General features: G+C 42.6%; 14 protein-coding genes. 8 read left to right on the forward strand and 6 right to left on the reverse strand.

Translation table 11 applies throughout. The features are described 5' to 3' along the window. Positions 1-445 precede the first annotated feature (445 nt). On the reverse strand, positions 446-859 hold the full coding sequence (locus R8P61_35225; protein ID MDW3652383.1) for a hypothetical protein: 414 nt from the start codon (positions 857-859) through the stop codon (positions 446-448). A 153-nt stretch (positions 860-1,012) separates the two neighbouring features. Between R8P61_35225 and R8P61_35230 the strand changes: the two genes are divergently transcribed. From R8P61_35230 to R8P61_35240, 3 genes are all read left to right on the forward strand, one after another. Beyond that, a complete protein-coding gene (locus tag R8P61_35230) occupies positions 1,013-1,465 on the forward strand; it encodes a cytochrome B (GenBank protein ID MDW3652384.1) in 453 nt (150 codons plus the stop codon). Between the two features lie 144 nt (positions 1,466-1,609). Then, positions 1,610-1,969: a BlaI/MecI/CopY family transcriptional regulator gene (locus R8P61_35235; protein MDW3652385.1), complete on the forward strand. Its 360-nt coding sequence runs from the start codon at positions 1,610-1,612 to the stop codon at positions 1,967-1,969. Further along, positions 1,966-4,797 (forward strand): M56 family metallopeptidase, encoded by a 2,832-nt coding sequence (locus R8P61_35240; GenBank protein ID MDW3652386.1) that lies wholly within the window; start codon positions 1,966-1,968, stop codon positions 4,795-4,797. Before R8P61_35235 ends, R8P61_35240 begins: the two co-directional genes overlap by 4 nt. 179 nt (positions 4,798-4,976) lie before the next feature. Here the strand turns inward: R8P61_35240 and R8P61_35245 are convergent, their stop codons facing one another. Beyond that, positions 4,977-5,573, reverse strand: coding sequence for a winged helix-turn-helix domain-containing protein (locus R8P61_35245; protein MDW3652387.1), 597 nt, complete (start codon positions 5,571-5,573; stop codon positions 4,977-4,979). A 136-nt stretch (positions 5,574-5,709) separates the two neighbouring features. On the opposite strand from R8P61_35245, the gene R8P61_35250 reads away from it, so the two are divergent. The 5 genes from R8P61_35250 to R8P61_35270 all read left to right on the forward strand — a co-directional run bounded on the left by R8P61_35250 (position 5,710) and on the right by R8P61_35270 (position 13,628). Continuing rightward, a complete protein-coding gene (locus R8P61_35250) occupies positions 5,710-7,182 on the forward strand; it encodes a serine hydrolase domain-containing protein (protein MDW3652388.1) in 1,473 nt (490 codons plus the stop codon). Between the two features lie 260 nt (positions 7,183-7,442). Next, positions 7,443-8,576, forward strand: coding sequence for an MBL fold metallo-hydrolase (locus tag R8P61_35255; protein MDW3652389.1), 1,134 nt, complete (start codon positions 7,443-7,445; stop codon positions 8,574-8,576). Positions 8,577-8,586: 10 nt separating this feature from the next. Further along, positions 8,587-8,967 carry a nuclear transport factor 2 family protein gene (locus R8P61_35260; GenBank protein ID MDW3652390.1) on the forward strand — a complete coding sequence of 127 codons (381 nt, stop codon included), beginning with the start codon at positions 8,587-8,589 and terminating at the stop codon, positions 8,965-8,967. Between the two features lie 221 nt (positions 8,968-9,188). Then, positions 9,189-12,323, forward strand: coding sequence for a glycosyl hydrolase (locus R8P61_35265; protein ID MDW3652391.1), 3,135 nt, complete (start codon positions 9,189-9,191; stop codon positions 12,321-12,323). Between the two features lie 57 nt (positions 12,324-12,380). Continuing rightward, positions 12,381-13,628, forward strand: a complete 1,248-nt coding sequence (locus R8P61_35270; GenBank protein MDW3652392.1) for a DUF6786 family protein — start codon at positions 12,381-12,383, stop codon at positions 13,626-13,628. A 45-nt stretch (positions 13,629-13,673) separates the two neighbouring features. On the opposite strand, the gene R8P61_35275 is transcribed toward R8P61_35270, so the two are convergent. From R8P61_35275 to R8P61_35290, 4 genes are read right to left on the reverse strand one after another with little or no spacing between them, the layout of a single operon-like run. Next, complete coding sequence (locus R8P61_35275; protein ID MDW3652393.1) at positions 13,674-13,967, reverse strand: hypothetical protein; 294 nt, start codon at positions 13,965-13,967, stop codon at positions 13,674-13,676. Between the two features lies 1 nt (position 13,968). Continuing rightward, complete coding sequence (locus R8P61_35280) at positions 13,969-14,412, reverse strand: SRPBCC domain-containing protein (GenBank protein MDW3652394.1); 444 nt, start codon at positions 14,410-14,412, stop codon at positions 13,969-13,971. Positions 14,413-14,456: 44 nt separating this feature from the next. After that, complete coding sequence (locus tag R8P61_35285; protein MDW3652395.1) at positions 14,457-15,128, reverse strand: PIG-L family deacetylase; 672 nt, start codon at positions 15,126-15,128, stop codon at positions 14,457-14,459. Further along, positions 15,125-16,006, reverse strand: coding sequence for a formyltransferase family protein (locus tag R8P61_35290; GenBank protein ID MDW3652396.1), 882 nt, complete (start codon positions 16,004-16,006; stop codon positions 15,125-15,127). Before R8P61_35290 ends, R8P61_35285 begins: the two co-directional genes overlap by 4 nt.

Consider the following 16,006-nt stretch of genomic DNA (forward strand, 5'->3'; position numbering starts at 1 on the left):
GGGAAATAAAAAGGGAGGAAAATAGAGATATGCTTCGACTGCCGCCGAGCTCTCTGTTCTGATATGAATTGCCATAAATAGTCAAAACCGCATGTTTATGTTCTACAATGCGGGGTCTTGATCAATAGATGCTAAACAGAATTACTCATCCTTTGTGGATGTTTTTCCCTGTAAAAAATCAATCTAATATCGGTTTTGAAAACCGTAATACCCCAATCGTCGGAAAAATAGCTCCCGGGGAATAAATATTACGATTATTCGGCTTAAACGGTCGTTTTCTGTGCGCGAATGGTAAATTTCATTTTTCGTATCAATTTGAAGGGCCGGATATACAGTAAGGAGGGAAAAGTCTGACACCATTAAAAAATCCTGAATCGCTGGACCTTTTAGTTCTCCGATGAAGACCTGATCATGAGCCAGCCTTTACCATAGCCTATAAATAAGATCACTTCTGTCGGTCTTTTTCCTTTACGATTTTGGAAATCTGTTCAAATTGGAGCTTGCGAATTGAAACCGTTCTAAAGGCATATACAATGAGCAAACAAATGGCTGCAAGTACCATGGCCGAAGCGAATACCAGAATGATGCTGGGCAAATCAAGGTTTTCCATCGCAGGAGAGGCAACTCCCAGAATACCTGACAATACAAAAGAGGCCGCAGCTATATAAAGCAAAGTCATGGCCTTGGTTAATAAACCTAATTGCCTGATTTTTTTATCTGCAATAAAATGCTGAAAACTGCTGCAGTCCTCATTCAGCAAAGTTCCGACTTCATTGCTCAGGCTTAGCATTTGATTGACAGTTGATATAATGATCATGCCGATCCCCGGCAAAATGGTAATAGGAATGTACCACTCCATGTTTCCTGCATTAATAATTATAGACCTATAGATAGAGAAAGAATAAACGGGCTAACTACAAGTTTTTTTGTCGGCTGTTTCACCCTTTGAAAAATATGTTAATTTTGCAGAGACTGAGAAGGGGAATGCCCCCTTCCCTAACCCCTAATTTCTATGGACACTTTCGCCAATATTCTCAAACACGCCCATTCCGGATTTCGCTGGCTCGTACTCGGAGCTTTGTTATTCGCTATCGTCAATGCCTTGATGAAATGGCAAGGCGGCAAAGAATTTAAAGACTCTCCGGACCGCAAACTGAATACGATCGTTGCCGCTCTGGTAGGTGTACAGTTCCTCATTGGACTGATTCTGTTTTTTGTGAGCCCCAAAGTTGTTTTTGCTGCGGAGTCTATGAGTAGCAAAGTGGCCCGCTTCTTTCTGGTTGAGCACTCGCTCATGATGCTGATCGCTGTTGTATTGATCTCTATAGGTTCAGGCAGAGCAAAGAAAGCTGATACAGATGCCAAGAAGTTCAAAACAACCTTTATTTTCTTTTTGATCGGCTTACTCATCATATTATTGGCTATTCCATGGCCCTGGCAGGGATATGGAGCCGGATGGTCCTGATTATTATTTGATAGATTATAGCTTTCATTTCGTAGATCAGAATTCCTTTTTTGCATTATCTACTAACTGATTAGTAGAAATAACTAATGGTTTCTTTGTATTACTAATTCATTAGTAGTACCTTGGAATCAAATTAGTCAATCCATGCAAAAATTAGCAAAGCGGGAAGAACAGATCATGCAGGCTTTATGGAAGCTTGAAAAGGCTTTCATCAAAGAGATTATTGCAGAACTACCGGACCAACCCCATTACAATACGGTTGCGACCATTATCAAGGTCCTTCAAAAGAAGGGTTTTGTGAGTAGTGAATCATTTGGGAATGCCCACCGCTATTATCCTGTCCTGTCACGGGACAATTACCAGCAACAGGAGATTGGAAACTTTATCAAGCACTATTTCAATGACTCCTATAAAAACCTGGTTGCCTATTTCGCAGAAGAGGAGAAGATCAATGAGGCTGAATTAAAAGATATCATTGAACTGATCAAAAAGAACAAATCATGATTACACAACTGATTCAGGCAAGTGCGATCATTACGATTGCTCTGCTTTTCTATCGATTCCTGCTCGAAAAAGAAACTCATTATAAACTCAATAGATGGGTTCTCATCTCCTGTATGCTTGCGGCGATTTTCCTCCCGCAGATACAGTTTGAAATGAGTGTCCCTCAGGAAATTTCTCTTCCCTTTCCCCTGACAGAAAGTAATAGCCTGGAAGTAGAATCTCAATTTGTACTACCAGCTGAAGAGGCTGAAGGATGGACAAATCTTGAGCCAGCTCCCCTCAGAGAGGAAGCGATCCTCCCAATAGAAGCAGAAAACGCTGTTTGGACCTTGCTTTCTTCTTATAGCTGGGATGAATACCTATTCTTTATATATGTATTAGGGGCGGCCTTTATGTTTGCTCGCTTTCTGGTACAAATGTTTTCCCTTATTCACCATATTCAAATTCTCCCCAAGAATAAAGATGGGAAATACATCATCGTCCAATTAAATCGAGGAAAAGCTTCTTACTCTTTCTTCAATTTCATATTTATCAATCCACAACCCCTCGATCACTCGACGTATCAGCAGATTCTATCACATGAACGAATTCATGTTGACCAGCGGCACAGTGTTGACATCCTCCTCTCGGAGTTTCTGGTCATTTTCCAGTGGTTCAATCCTTTTGCCTGGATCTACAAGAAAAAGATCAAGCAAAATCTGGAATACCTGACCGATGATGAAATGGTCAGAAAAGGCACGGATAAAACGGCTTATCAGTTTAGCCTGCTTCGTGTCTCCGCTCCCGGCGCTTCCAGCCAACTGGTCCTCAATTACAGCCAATCTTTATTAAAAAAACGAATCTTGATGATGAACACGAAAAAATCCTCCCTCCTATCCGTTTGGAAATACGCTTTCCTGCTTCCTTTGCTTGCACTTAGCAGCATTGTACTGGTAGCAGAAAGGGCTCCTGAATTTGCAGATCTTTCTCCTTTACTATTTGAAGAACAGGAAACAGAATATGTAGAAACGAATGAAGCAGAAATTCTGCTTGAAGAGGAAACTCCCAAATCGAATATAGTATCAGAGACAAAGGATTTGATTCCTGCGAACTTTCCTTCCCTGACCGTTTCGACTGAAGCGATAGAAGGAAATTGGGAAGCGAAACTCAAAGAAGATGAATTATGCCTCCGCATTATCCGTGAGATTTCAGAAAATGATTGGAACTGGATGCATTTCGATTGCTATGAGCATAGTGATTTCAGCCCTCGTGTAACTACTTCTACCACTTCTTTCAGCATGAGCAGAAAGGCGGGTAAACTCAATTTTACAGGATCATTTTCCGGAGAAAAAGGGGAAGGAAGCTTCCAGTTTGAAGGAAGTGATTCCTATCGCAGAGATCTTGCAAGCAAAGGGGTCCGTAAAGCATCGGATGACCTCATGTTTAGGCTATTTTTCGTGAGAAATGAAGAGAAGTTTGTCGCGAATCTGGTAGAATTGCAGAAACTGGGTCTTGATGAAAAGTCTTTGGAGACATTGATGGTAGATGGAGTAAAAGCTGATTTGGTTAAAGGATACCAGGATGCAGGTTTGGCAGTAGGGGATCATATTGCCTTTATCCGCTCAAGGGTAAAAGCTGACTTGATTAAATCCTACAATGATGCAGGACTTGATCTGGAAAAACACAAGTCATTCATCAATAGCCGTGTGAAACCCAAATTGCTCGCTTCATACAATGATGCCGGTTTGGATTTGGAAGAGCATAAAAACTTTATCAATGGTCGGGTTCCTGCTCAGCTGCTAAAGGATTACAAAGCAGCCGGATATGATTTAGAAGAAAGTAAAAACTTCATCAGTAGTCGGGTGAAACCGGATTTATTGAAAGCCTATGAGGCAGAAGGTCTTGATTTGACCGCACACAGACCCTATATCATCAGCCGGGTAAAGCCAGGTCTTTTGGCAGCCTATAAAGATGCGGGTTATGATCTGGAAGAACAGAAAAGATTTATTCAGTCTCGGGTAAAACCTGATTTACTCAAAGCCTATGAAAATGCTGGAATGGATTTAGAAGAAAATAAATCCTATATCATGAGTCGATTAAAGCCAGACCTTCTTCAGGCATACAAAGATGCCGGTTTTGACTTAGAAGAGAGTAAAAGCTTCATTCAGGCACGGGTAAAACCAGCTTCTTTGGTTGAATACCGTGATGCAGGCCTGGATTTGGAAGAACACGAACGCTTTATCCAAAGTCGAGTACCGGTAGCATTGATTAAAGAATATAATGATGCGGGTTATGATCTGGATACCTATAAAAGTTATATCCAAAGCCGCATTCACGCCAAATCCCTCAAAGCCTACGATGATGCAGGTTTTGATCTGGAAACCCACAAAAGCTTTATTCAGAATCGGGTGAAACCTGAACTATTGCAATCCTACAAGGATGCTGGTTTGGATGTCGATAAATATAAGAGTTACATCAATAGCCGAGTGCCCTCCTCTTACCTCACCGAATACAGAAAGGCTGGTTATGATTTGGAGGAGTATAAAAAGTACATCCACAATCGGGTAAAGGCTTCCTTCCTGAAAGAGTATGAAAAAGCAGGTCTTGATCATGATAAATACAGCAAGTTTATCTCAAGTCGGGTAAGCGCAGATTTCCTCAAGCAATACATGGACGCCGGATATGATCCCATGAAACATACTGATTTCATTCAGCATCGTATAAGAGCCTCGCGCTTAAAAAGTTATGAGGATGCAGGCCTGGATATTGAAAAGCACAAGGATTTTATCATGGATAGGGTTTCTCCGCAAACCGTCCTTAAATACCGTGAATCACAAAAGAAGAATTAGACGGACTAACGTAATGGCACAACCCAGACACAATGAATAGGGATAGAATTGAAGTTGTGTCAGCTGTTCATAGAATTCTCTAAGGCAGCAGATGCACATAGATGCGAAAGTTACGGTTCAGCTACCTTTTAGGTGCTAATCGTAACTTTCTTCTTTAGGCTTATTGGATCAATTGACGCTTAGAGAGCTACAGCGATCCAAAAACTCATATAAGAAAGGATAGAGAGGATAAATATGACGACTACAGATAGAAATAAAAAGGCAAGGAAAAATCGGGGCCGAGTAAGGCGTTCAATGAATCCGGTAAAAGCACCTAGCTTTTCTTCTTTTCTGATTTCCTCTCCCTCTGTTCCCTGCAATTTTGCCAGGGTTTTTTTGTCAAGGATTTTGACTGCCGGGACCAGGCGATAGCCTTTTTTAGGAATGGTCTGAATTACCTGCTGCTGTCTGGCATCATCCAGCAGGAATTTTCGAAGTTTGGAAATGGCCTGCATCAAACCCTCCTCTGCCCCACCATAGTTGTTCCAGACTTTTTTTATCAATTCAGAACGGGGAACCAAATTTCCGGCATCTTCCGCCAGACATATCAATACCTGCATCAAACGAGGCTCAACCTTAAAACTGTGCTTCACCTCAAAGCCTTCCAGGATTGCGATTTCATGCGTGGGAGGATAGACCAGAAAATCATAGCCTAACAAAAAAGCCTGCTCTTTCAAGCCTTTTTTTATTTGTGCGCTTGTATGTATTCCATCCTGAAGATTCTGTGTGATTTCCATATCAGTAGCTTTCCTTCATATACGCAGACATTGACCTACGAAAACCTTTTTTAGGAAAAATAAAGGTCAATTGTACCATTGCTTCGACAAAGCAGCCCTAATTTCAATCCATTGAAGCCAACCTAATTTTACTATCATGTTCAAAAACATCCTATTTGTTGCTGTAATATTGACCCTCACTCATTCCTTCCTTTTGGGACAAAATCTTGTTGAGTCTCAGGACTTTGATCCGATCAAAGAACAAATTCAATCCTGGATAGAAGGCGGGGATATTCCCTCTATGTCCATCGCTGTTGCCCAGGATGGTAAACTGATATGGAAGGAGGCTTTTGGTTGGGCGAATAAAGAAAAGAATGTCAAAGCCCAGCCGCAACACATCTATGCCCTCGGTTCTTTGGCGAAATCTATGGCTGCTACGGGTACTATGACTTTGGTGGAGCAAGGCAAATTATCTCTGGAAGATGAAATTAATCCCCTGATTGCTCCTGCAAAATTGAAAAATTATCATGGCCCTGCATCTGATATAAAACTCAAGCATGTGCTGAATATGAGTGCCGGTATCCCACATGGCTGGACTACCTATCCAGATCAGATTTTCACTGCCTTTTCGGAAGAAGAGAAAGATAGATTCATAGATAAAATCGGGCATGTAACCTTTCCTCCGGGCAAGATTCAGCAATACTCCAATTATTCTTATGGCATCCTGGACTTAGTTATGGAACGTCAGAGTGGAAAATCACTGGAAGCCTACATGCAATCAGAAGTATTCCAGCCTTTGGGGATGAAAAACAGCCATACTTCTTACCAAAATGATAAGGCCGATCAGTTTGTAAGCTTGTACAATCGGGAAGGAGCGATAGATCCTTATCACTTTCTCCCCTATGGAGGCGGGGGCTATTATTCTACAGCAGAAGATCTTATAGAATACGGACTTTTTTACCTAAAAAACCGGAAAGAAGGACGTAAAAGAATCCTCAGCGATAGAAGTATTGATCTCATGCATACCTATGAGGGAGCTCCGGGCATGTTCAAAATTGGTTTCTTCAATACGGGAAGTCTGATCATCAGCAATGGGAATATCACCGGAGCAAATGCCATGTTGATGATGGTTCCTGAAAAAAATATCGTGATCGTTTGCCTCACAAATACCCACATCAATGGCTACGCAGATCAGGCTGCCGGAATGATCCTGGGACATATCTTGCCTGATTTTGATTCCGGTATGGATAGAGAAAAGTATGCAGCAGTATTCGAAACGCCTTATCAGGATGCTCCAGAACTATTGGGAGAGTGGAAAGGGGAGATAGCAAGTATAGAGGGAAGTATACCCTTACGTTTGTCATGCAATAAAGGAGATGGGATAAAGCTGAAAGTCGGAGAAGAAGATTGGAAGGAATTGAATTATCCAACATTCAACCAATACCAAAAACTAGAAGGGAGTTTTCGCGCTTACATTCCCCTGCCTGAAAAAGAAAATGAGGAAGAAAGCAGATGTGTGTTTAGCCTGCATTACGATCAGGGGAAATTATATGGGCATATCCAATCTATGTTTAGTTCGGAGGAAGCCTCTTTTTCCTATGGCGTATTTGTGAGTCTTGAGAAGGAATAGCTAAATAAATTTTTGAAAAGGGAGAGGAATCAAGTCATTCTTCTCCTTTTTTTTGTTTTTTATCCTGTAGTAATGATGTTGGGGAAAGGGAATTCATAAAGCTGGAACGTCAAAATGTATACAAATTTCGCGAATTTGTATACGGATTCGAGCAAGCAATGGCATTACTTTGTAGTATTCCAGAGGTATAAGAAATTGAGAGGAAGGACAATAGATAATTTATCTGGGATCATTCGAACAAATCCATAAGCTTTAATCCCATGAGAAAAATTCTGAAATGGACCTTGATTACTTTCGTTTCAATCCTATCCATTGCCTTGATAACAGGCATTCTGTTTATCAATATAAGTCCTCAATTTGGGGGAAAAGCGACTGAGGAAGAATTACAGGCGTATAGCTTGACGGGGCATTTTGATGAAGGTGTTTTCCTGAATAAAGAGGAAATAAAGATGGAAGTAGATTGCCACAGCATTCAGAAGATGCTGCAAGAAATGTTGGAGCCTGATCCCAATGTATCTCCCAAAGAAGATATCAAAGTCAAAAAGATTGAAGCAGCAAGCATTGTTCAAAAACCGGATTCGATCAGCAGATTGACCTGGTTTGGACATTCTACTTTCTTGGTGGAAATGGATGGAAAGAACATCCTCTTTGATCCGGTCTTCGGGCAATATGCGGCTCCCCATCCCCTACTGGGCAGAAAGCGCTATAATAGCGAAATGCCGATCAGCATAGCGGATTTACCCCAAATTGATGCAGTCATTATTTCTCATGATCATTACGATCACCTGGATTATGAGTCTATCAAAGAGTTGAAAGAGAAAACTGAACATTTCTTTGTTCCCCTGGGTGTTGATAATCATTTGGAACGTTGGGGAATCGCTGAAGATAAAATCAGCAAAATGGATTGGTGGCAAGAAAAAGAATTCAACGGCCTGACCATAGCATTTACACCTTCAAGACATATGTCCGGCAGAGGATTGACGGACCAGTCTGCTACCCTTTGGGGATCCTGGGTGCTGCAGGGGAAAAGTAGCAATATATTTTTCAGTGGAGATGGAGGCTATGGCAAGCATTTCAAAGAAATCGGGGATAAATATGGAGACTTTGATATAGCTCTCATGGAATGCGGGCAATACAATAAGCTTTGGGCGCAAGTGCATATGATGCCCGAGCAAACGGTACAGGCAGGCATAGACGTGAAAGCAAAAATGATCGTTCCCATTCATTGGGGAGCCTTTACCCTGGCTTCCCATAGTTGGACAGATCCTATTGAGCGTGTAACGAAAGCTGCTCAGGAAATGAGTGTGGAGATCGCTACGCCTCAAATCGGAGAACCCATTATTCTAGGGGAAGAAGATATCCCCAAAACAAACTGGTGGACAGCCAATCAATAAGCTTTCTTAAATGAATAAACCTGAAATAGCGCAAGCGTATATAGCGTTTTTGGCAAAAGGAGACTTGCAGCAAATTCTGGGTCTTTTTGCCGAAGATGCTATCGTTATTTCACCTGTCTATGGGAAAAAGGATTGCAAAGACTTTTACACCCAATTATTTGCCGATACCCAAAATTCTGAGCTCCACATCAAAGGAATTTTTGAAGATGCCAGTACAGGTAATATTGCCTTGCAATTCGATTATGCCTGGACCTTAAGAGATGGATCAAAGGTCAATTTTGAAGTGGTCGATATCCTCGAGTTCGACGAGAATAAAAAGATCACGCTTCTCACAATCATCTATGATACAGTTCGCAGCCGCGAACTGGTCAAAAAGCTGGAGGATACATAATTCTCCTAGCTTCTTTGTCTATAAATTACGCTCCAAATATCCAGGCTGCTCTTTTAAGAAAATCTTACTGGCTAATCTTGAAAGCTTAGGCCAAAACCTGTGGGAGTTGTTTTTCTTGTACCTGTTTTTTGTTGGGAAAGCTCAGCTCAAATAAATTTGCCATATTGTAAAGGATATGCTAAGTCCGGAAACCGGCATATTTATTCCAATCGCCTAAAGACATGAAAAAACTACTACTCTTACTCTTCGCTTTCTTACTATCTATACCTATTTCAGAGGCTCAGAAGAATTCGACTCAAATCTCAGGCTTTGATGAAGCGCTTTACAATACGATGCAATGGCGCCTCGTCGGACCCTTTCGAGGAGGCCGTTCAGGGACTGTCCAAGGAGTTGTTGGCAAATCCAATTTATACTATATGGGTACAGCCGGAGGAGGGGTATGGAAGACTACAGATGGTGGGAATAGTTGGTCCTGTATTTCGGATGGCTATTTTGGCGGTTCTATAGGAGCCATAGCCGTAGCACAGAGTGATCCCAATGTGATCTATGTAGGAGAAGGTGAGCAAACCGTGCGGGGCAATGTTTCTTCTGGTAATGGCTTATGGAGATCAACGGATGCAGGTGATAGCTGGAAGTTTATTGGTTTAAAAGGAACAGAGCATATAGGCAGAATGGTGGTGCATCCTCAGAATTCGGATGTGCTATATGTAGCAGCTATGGGAAATCTATGGATTCCCAATGAAGAACGTGGACTTTATAGAAGCAAGGATGGGGGTGAAAGTTGGGAGAAAATCCTCTATGTAAGTGATAAGGCAGGAGCCGTAGATGTCACCTTCGATCCCAATAATCCCCGGATTATGTACGCTTCCACCTGGCAAATCAAACGCAATGGCTACCGCATGGACTCAGGAGGTCCAGATAGCCATTTGTGGAAAAGTAAAGATGGAGGAGATAGCTGGGAAAAACTTACCGATCGCCCAGGACTTCCTACAGGAGTTATTGGAATTATAGGAGTTACGGTCTCTCCACTCAATTCAAACAGAATTTGGACCATCATTGAAGCCAAAGATGGAGGAGTTTTTCGTTCGGATGATGGAGGAGAAAGCTGGACGAAAACCAGTGCAAATCGCAACCTTCGCCAACGCGCCTGGTATTATAGCCGCATCTATGCCGATACCCAGAATGAAGATCGGGTCTATGTGCTAAATGTAGGCTTTTGGCGCTCAAATGATGGAGGAAAGAATTTTAGTAGTATAAGGACTCCTCATGGTGACCATCATGATCTTTGGATTGATCCATTAAATAATAATCGGATGGTTATAGGAGATGATGGAGGTGCCCAGGTGAGTTATGATGCGGGCGAAAATTGGACGACTTATCATAATCAACCCACTTCTCAATTTTATCGGGTTACCACGGATAATCATTTTCCTTTCCGCATTTATGGTGCCCAGCAAGACAACAGTACCATTAGGATTTTGCATCGCTCAGCAGGAGGAACGATTTCAGAACGAGATTGGGAGCCCTCAGCTGGTGGGGAAAGTGCGCATTTAGCTCCTGATCCTCAGAATCCGGACATTGTATACGGAGGTACCTACAAAGGCTATATGATGCGCCAAGATCATAGCACGGGACAAACCCGATCTGTGAATGTATATCCAGATAATCCTGCAGGTTCCGGAGCAGAGGTCATGAAGTATCGCTTCAATTGGAATTTCCCTGTGATGTTTAGCCCCAATGATCCCAAGCGTTTGTATGCGGGTTCTAACTTTTTGCATATGACGACCAATCAAGGGCAATCCTGGCAAGTCATCAGCCCTGATCTCACCCGCAATGACCCTCAAACCATTATGTCATCAGGGGGACCCATTACCCAGGATAATACAGGTGCAGAATTTTATGCCAATATTTTTGCCATTGCTGAATCCAAATTAGAGCCCGGAGTTATTTGGACTGGAAGTGATGACGGCCTCATCCACATCAGTAGGGACAATGGCAAGAGCTGGCAGAATGTTACGCCAAAAGACTCGCCCAAATTAAATATGATGAATTGTATAGATGTGCATCCTTTTGAGAAAGGAAGTGCATATCTGGCGGCCACACATTATAAGTTTGGCGATTATCAGCCCTACATCTACAAAACCACCAATTATGGTCGGAGCTGGGAAAAAATCGTCACAGGCATAGCACCTACTCATTATACCCGTGCAGTTCGTGCCGATCCTGTTCGAGAGGGCCTCTTATATGCAGGCACCGAATGGGGCATGTATGTATCCTTTGATGATGGCGAAAATTGGCAGCCCTTTCAGTTAAATCTGCCCATTACTTCTATTCGAGATTTACATGTACGGGATGAAAGCCTGATAGCAGCTACCCACGGACGTAGTTTCTGGATGATAGATGATTTGGGACCCTTGCGCCAATTAAGAAAAGAAATAGCGGAGAAATCTCAGCATCTCTATACGCCCAAGCCAGCTTATCGTATGGCACAAGGGGGCGGATGGGGAGCTCCTAACCTAAAATTGGAGGGAGAAAATCATCCCAACGGCGTACTCTTCAATTTCTTTATCAAAGACTATGACAAACAAAGTGTTAGCCTGGAAATCCAGGACATGAATGGAAATAGCATTCAAACTTTTGCCACAAATGCTAAGGGGATGAAACAAAGATTGAAGCTGCAAAAGGGCAAGAATCGTTTTATCTGGGATATGCGCTATCCGGGTTTTGAAGAGTTTGAGGGAATGATCCTCTACTCCTCTCCTAATAGAGGCCCCAAAGCAGCGCCCGGAAAATATACAGCTATCTTGAAGGTAGATGAGGAGGAATCAAGATGCGAGTTCGAGATTATTCCGGACCCTCGCCTGGAGACTTCTCTGGAAGATTATCAGCAACAATTGGCTTTCTTGCTGAAAGTTCGGGATAGAGTAAGCGATGCGAATCAGGCAATCCGGGACATCCGCAGCATTAGAGAGGACCTCAATTATTATAAGGAAAAACTGGGAGGCAAAGAAGAGTTTAAAGATATTCTTGAGCTTGCCGAAGAACTGGACAAAGAGATGTCTATCATTGAGAATAAGATCCATATGACCAAAAACCAGAGCTATCAGGATCCCCTCAATTACGGCATCCGCATCAATAACCGTTTGGCCTTTCTTATGGCTGACCAGCAGCGAGGTGACTATAAACCTACCGACCAGGCGGAAGAGGTGTATCAGGCAGTTTCAGCTGAATTGGAAACGGAGTTAAATCAATTGGATGATCTCCTGGAGAATAAACTCGGCCAAATCAATGAGAAGGGCAAGACCATGGGGGTGCAGATTTTAAGTGATCGAAATAGGAAAAAGATGGAGCCCTAAGAATGGAGCATTGCCCCTATTCCTAAAATGATAAGGCCAACATTTAATGGAAATTCGATGAATAAGCTAATATCCCTCTGTGCCTTTCTTGTCTTATTGGCTTGTACGCCTGATTCAAATCAGGAGCAAGCAAAGCAGAATAGGCAGGAAAAAACGGATCATTCAAAAGGCAGCTTTGGCTATGACTTGAATTTTCTTAGGCAACACTACGATGACCTTTTACTTTTGCAGGACGAAGATGCGCAAGTAATTGTTTCTCCCGCTTTACAAGGGCGGGTAATGACGAGTACTGCTGAAGGGGAAAGCGGGAAAAGTTTTGGCTGGCTCAATTATGAACTGATTGAATCGGGCGAAATAGAGGAGCACTTTAATCCTACGGGAGGGGAAGAGCGATTTTGGTTAGGACCCGAAGGTGGGCAGTTTTCTATATTCTTCAAAGCGGGGGCTTCCTTTGAATTCGACAATTGGTACGTACCCAAAGAAATTGATACGGAGCCTTTTGAGTTGGTATCAAAAACCTCACAAGAAGCTCGTTTTAAAAAATCGATGGAATTGACAAACTACTCGGGTACGGACTTTAAGCTAAAGGTCGATCGGGTAGTTCGATTGATGGATCGATCCAAAACCGAAGAATTATTATCGGTCAAAATTCCAGAAAATACAAAATGGATTGGATTTGAAACCGAGAATAGCATTCAGAATACTGGGGATCAGGTCTGGAATGGAGCATCCGGCATGCTCTCAATTTGGATTCTAAGCATGTTCAAACCATCCCCCTCAACGACCGTTATCGTGCCCTTTAAAGCCGGCAGTGAATCGGATTTAGGCAAAATTGTAACCGATGATTATTTCGGAAAAGTTCCTGCCGATCGCCTTATCCTAAAAGAGGAGGTGATGTTTTTTAAGGCAGACGGCAATAAGCGAAGCAAGATTGGTATTTCCCCCCAAAGGGCTTTACCTATAAGCGGAAGCTATGATGCCGAAAATGGTGTCCTGACTGTTGCCCACTATTCTCTTTCTAAAAAAAATGCGCCTTATGTGAATTCTTTATGGGAAATTCAGGAAGAACCCTTTAAGGGTGACGCAGTCAATGCCTATAATGATGGCCCCTTGGAGAATGGGGATCAATTAGGTCCGTTTTATGAAATCGAAAGTTCTTCGCCAGCAGCATCTTTGGAAGCAGGGGACTGTTTAACCCACTTTCATCGAACCTTCCACTTTAGGGGAACGCTCAGGGAGTTGAATCAACTAAGCCTTTCTATTTTTAAGCTTTCTATAGAGGAAATCGAAGCCGTATTTGACTAGTAGCTAGCAAGCAGAAGAGGCATACGAAGCAGGTTTTGAGCATCTTCATCCTTTTTGCAAAAAGTACCTCACCAATTCCTCCCACTCTTCGTCCAGGCTCCCCTGAAATCTGGGCTTGGCAGCACGATTATACCAATAACCGGCATTGAAGGAATCTCCTTCCTTTCTATGTAAATAAGCATGTATCCAGTCGCCATCGCTGTCCTGAATAACTCGATCCGCCAAATGGTGGGCTTTATCCCATTCTCCTTTAGCATCCCACCAAAGGGCTTCTAAATGTTGAGACAAGGCAGGTGCAGCCTCAGCAGATAATGTTGCACTAAATTCTTCGAAATTCATTTTAATAGTCAGTTCTATCTTTATAAGGAGTTACCTCTCCCCTCTCCACAAACCTTTTCAACAAACGCAAATACAAAGCCCAACAATAATTGGTGATGTACATATGCTCATTGGGATTTTTCCAGCCAATATGGTAAAAATGGATGTGGTACATTTCCTCCCTTTTCTCCCATTCAAATCCCACCTGAGTTCCGGTCCAGTCTTCATCAGCCTGTACAAAGGTCCACTCAAATCCTGTAGCAGGATCCAGTTTGCTGACTTCAGCTTTCCACTCAATACTATGCTCAGCGAAATAGAAGGTATGCTCAGCTCCTAGTTTTGGATCTGCTATAGCATCTTCTGTCCACCAGGAATTGAGGCCTTCTTTGCTGCCAATGGCTCGTAAAATTTCATCAATTGGAGCTTTGATCCGGAAACGGTGGTGTATTTCGTAGGTATCAGGCATAAAAATAAAGGGATTTCCTTTGCTACAATTTCCCAAAAAAATCTTTAGGCGTCAATGATCTTGACGACTTGAAAGGCTTCGGCATATTCGAAGCCGACACTGGCTCCTCTGAAAGTTGCCAGGGCTTCTATATTTCTCAGGCTGCGGGGGAAAGGATGCTCGGCCAATTCGGATTCAAAAATCTTCATGATCTCGCACTTCTGCTCGAAATGATCCGAAATGTCTACGTAGTAATTCGGGATAAAGACTTTTTCGGGTAAAGCTGGTGCAAATTCGGTTTCTGAAATGCATTCGTACATCAAAACCTTTCGAATCGAAGGATAGCGGAAGGACTTGGTACAAGCTGCTACCGCTTCAAAAGTGAATTTATGATCCGAATGAGCATCAGATCGATTGAGTACATAAATGATCTCGGGTTGGAATTCCTGAAATACCTTGGATACATCCGGAATCATGCTCAACTGAGTATTGGACGTGAGTTGGGTGGTAGGGTAATTGAGTTTATACACTTTTGTCATCCCATAAGCCTCAGCTACCTGATCTATCTCCTGATCTCTTTGCTGAATCCTATCCTCCGTAAATCCCAATTCTGCCCGCATGCCTGTCGTAATCAGCCAGGCTATTTCATCTCCTGCAGCTTTATGTTTCAATAAGGTGCCTCCGCATCCCAGGGTTTCATCATCCGGATGGGCAGAAATGACGATTACTTTTTTCATAGGTATGTTCCTTTGGGGGGTAATTCAGTGAAAGTATGTTCGGTGATCCTGACAGCTCCATCTCCGGTCTTAACCAGCAAATGAGTTCCTTCATGATCCAGAACCTTGCCCGATTCCAGATTCACTTGCGCGAAATCGAGGATTTCAATTCGCCAAATCTTCACCTCCTCTTCCTGATACATGATACTTGCCCCTACATAGGGCTTGCTCAGGGCTCTCACCAGATTGTATATATTCCTCGAACTCATGCGGAAATCAATCAAACCATCTTTAAAGCCTCGCTTCCTCCAATTATTGGCCAGACTGTGGTCTTGTACTTCTCTTTTATAGGTTCCGTTTTCTAGTTGGGGAAGAAAGGCTGCAATCTGATCCAGAGCGGTCTTTTGCATTTTTTCATAGATATCCTTCGCATATTCCTCCTCTTCTATGCTAAATATTTGCTGAGAAAGAATATCTCCGGTATCCGCTCCCTCATCCATGAAAAAGAAAGTCGAGGCAGAAGAAGGAAGGCCTAAAGCGATAGCCCAGATCAAAGGATGACGACCTCTATTCTTGGGAAGCTCTGCAGGATGATAGCCGATAACTCCCATCGGAGCCAAATTTAATACTTCCGTTTTCAGCAGATAACTCCATCCAAAGCAAAAGAGAATGTCCGGATTTTTCTCCTGCATCCAGGCAATATTGTTGGGATGGTTGATGCTACGAACATGTTTATAAGGAATGTTGTGCTTTTCACAGAGAGGTGCCAAATCCTTGAAATCGGCATTCACTTTGGACTCAGCTTTGGTTACCACCCCTACTACTTCTCCGCCTTCCCGGATGATGGTTTCCAGTGCTTTGTATGAAAATTCAACAGCCCCTATAAAAATTATTCTCAT

The sequence above is a fragment of the Bacteroidia bacterium genome (assembly GCA_033391075.1).
Lineage (GTDB): Bacteria > Bacteroidota > Bacteroidia > J057 > J057 > JAWPMV01.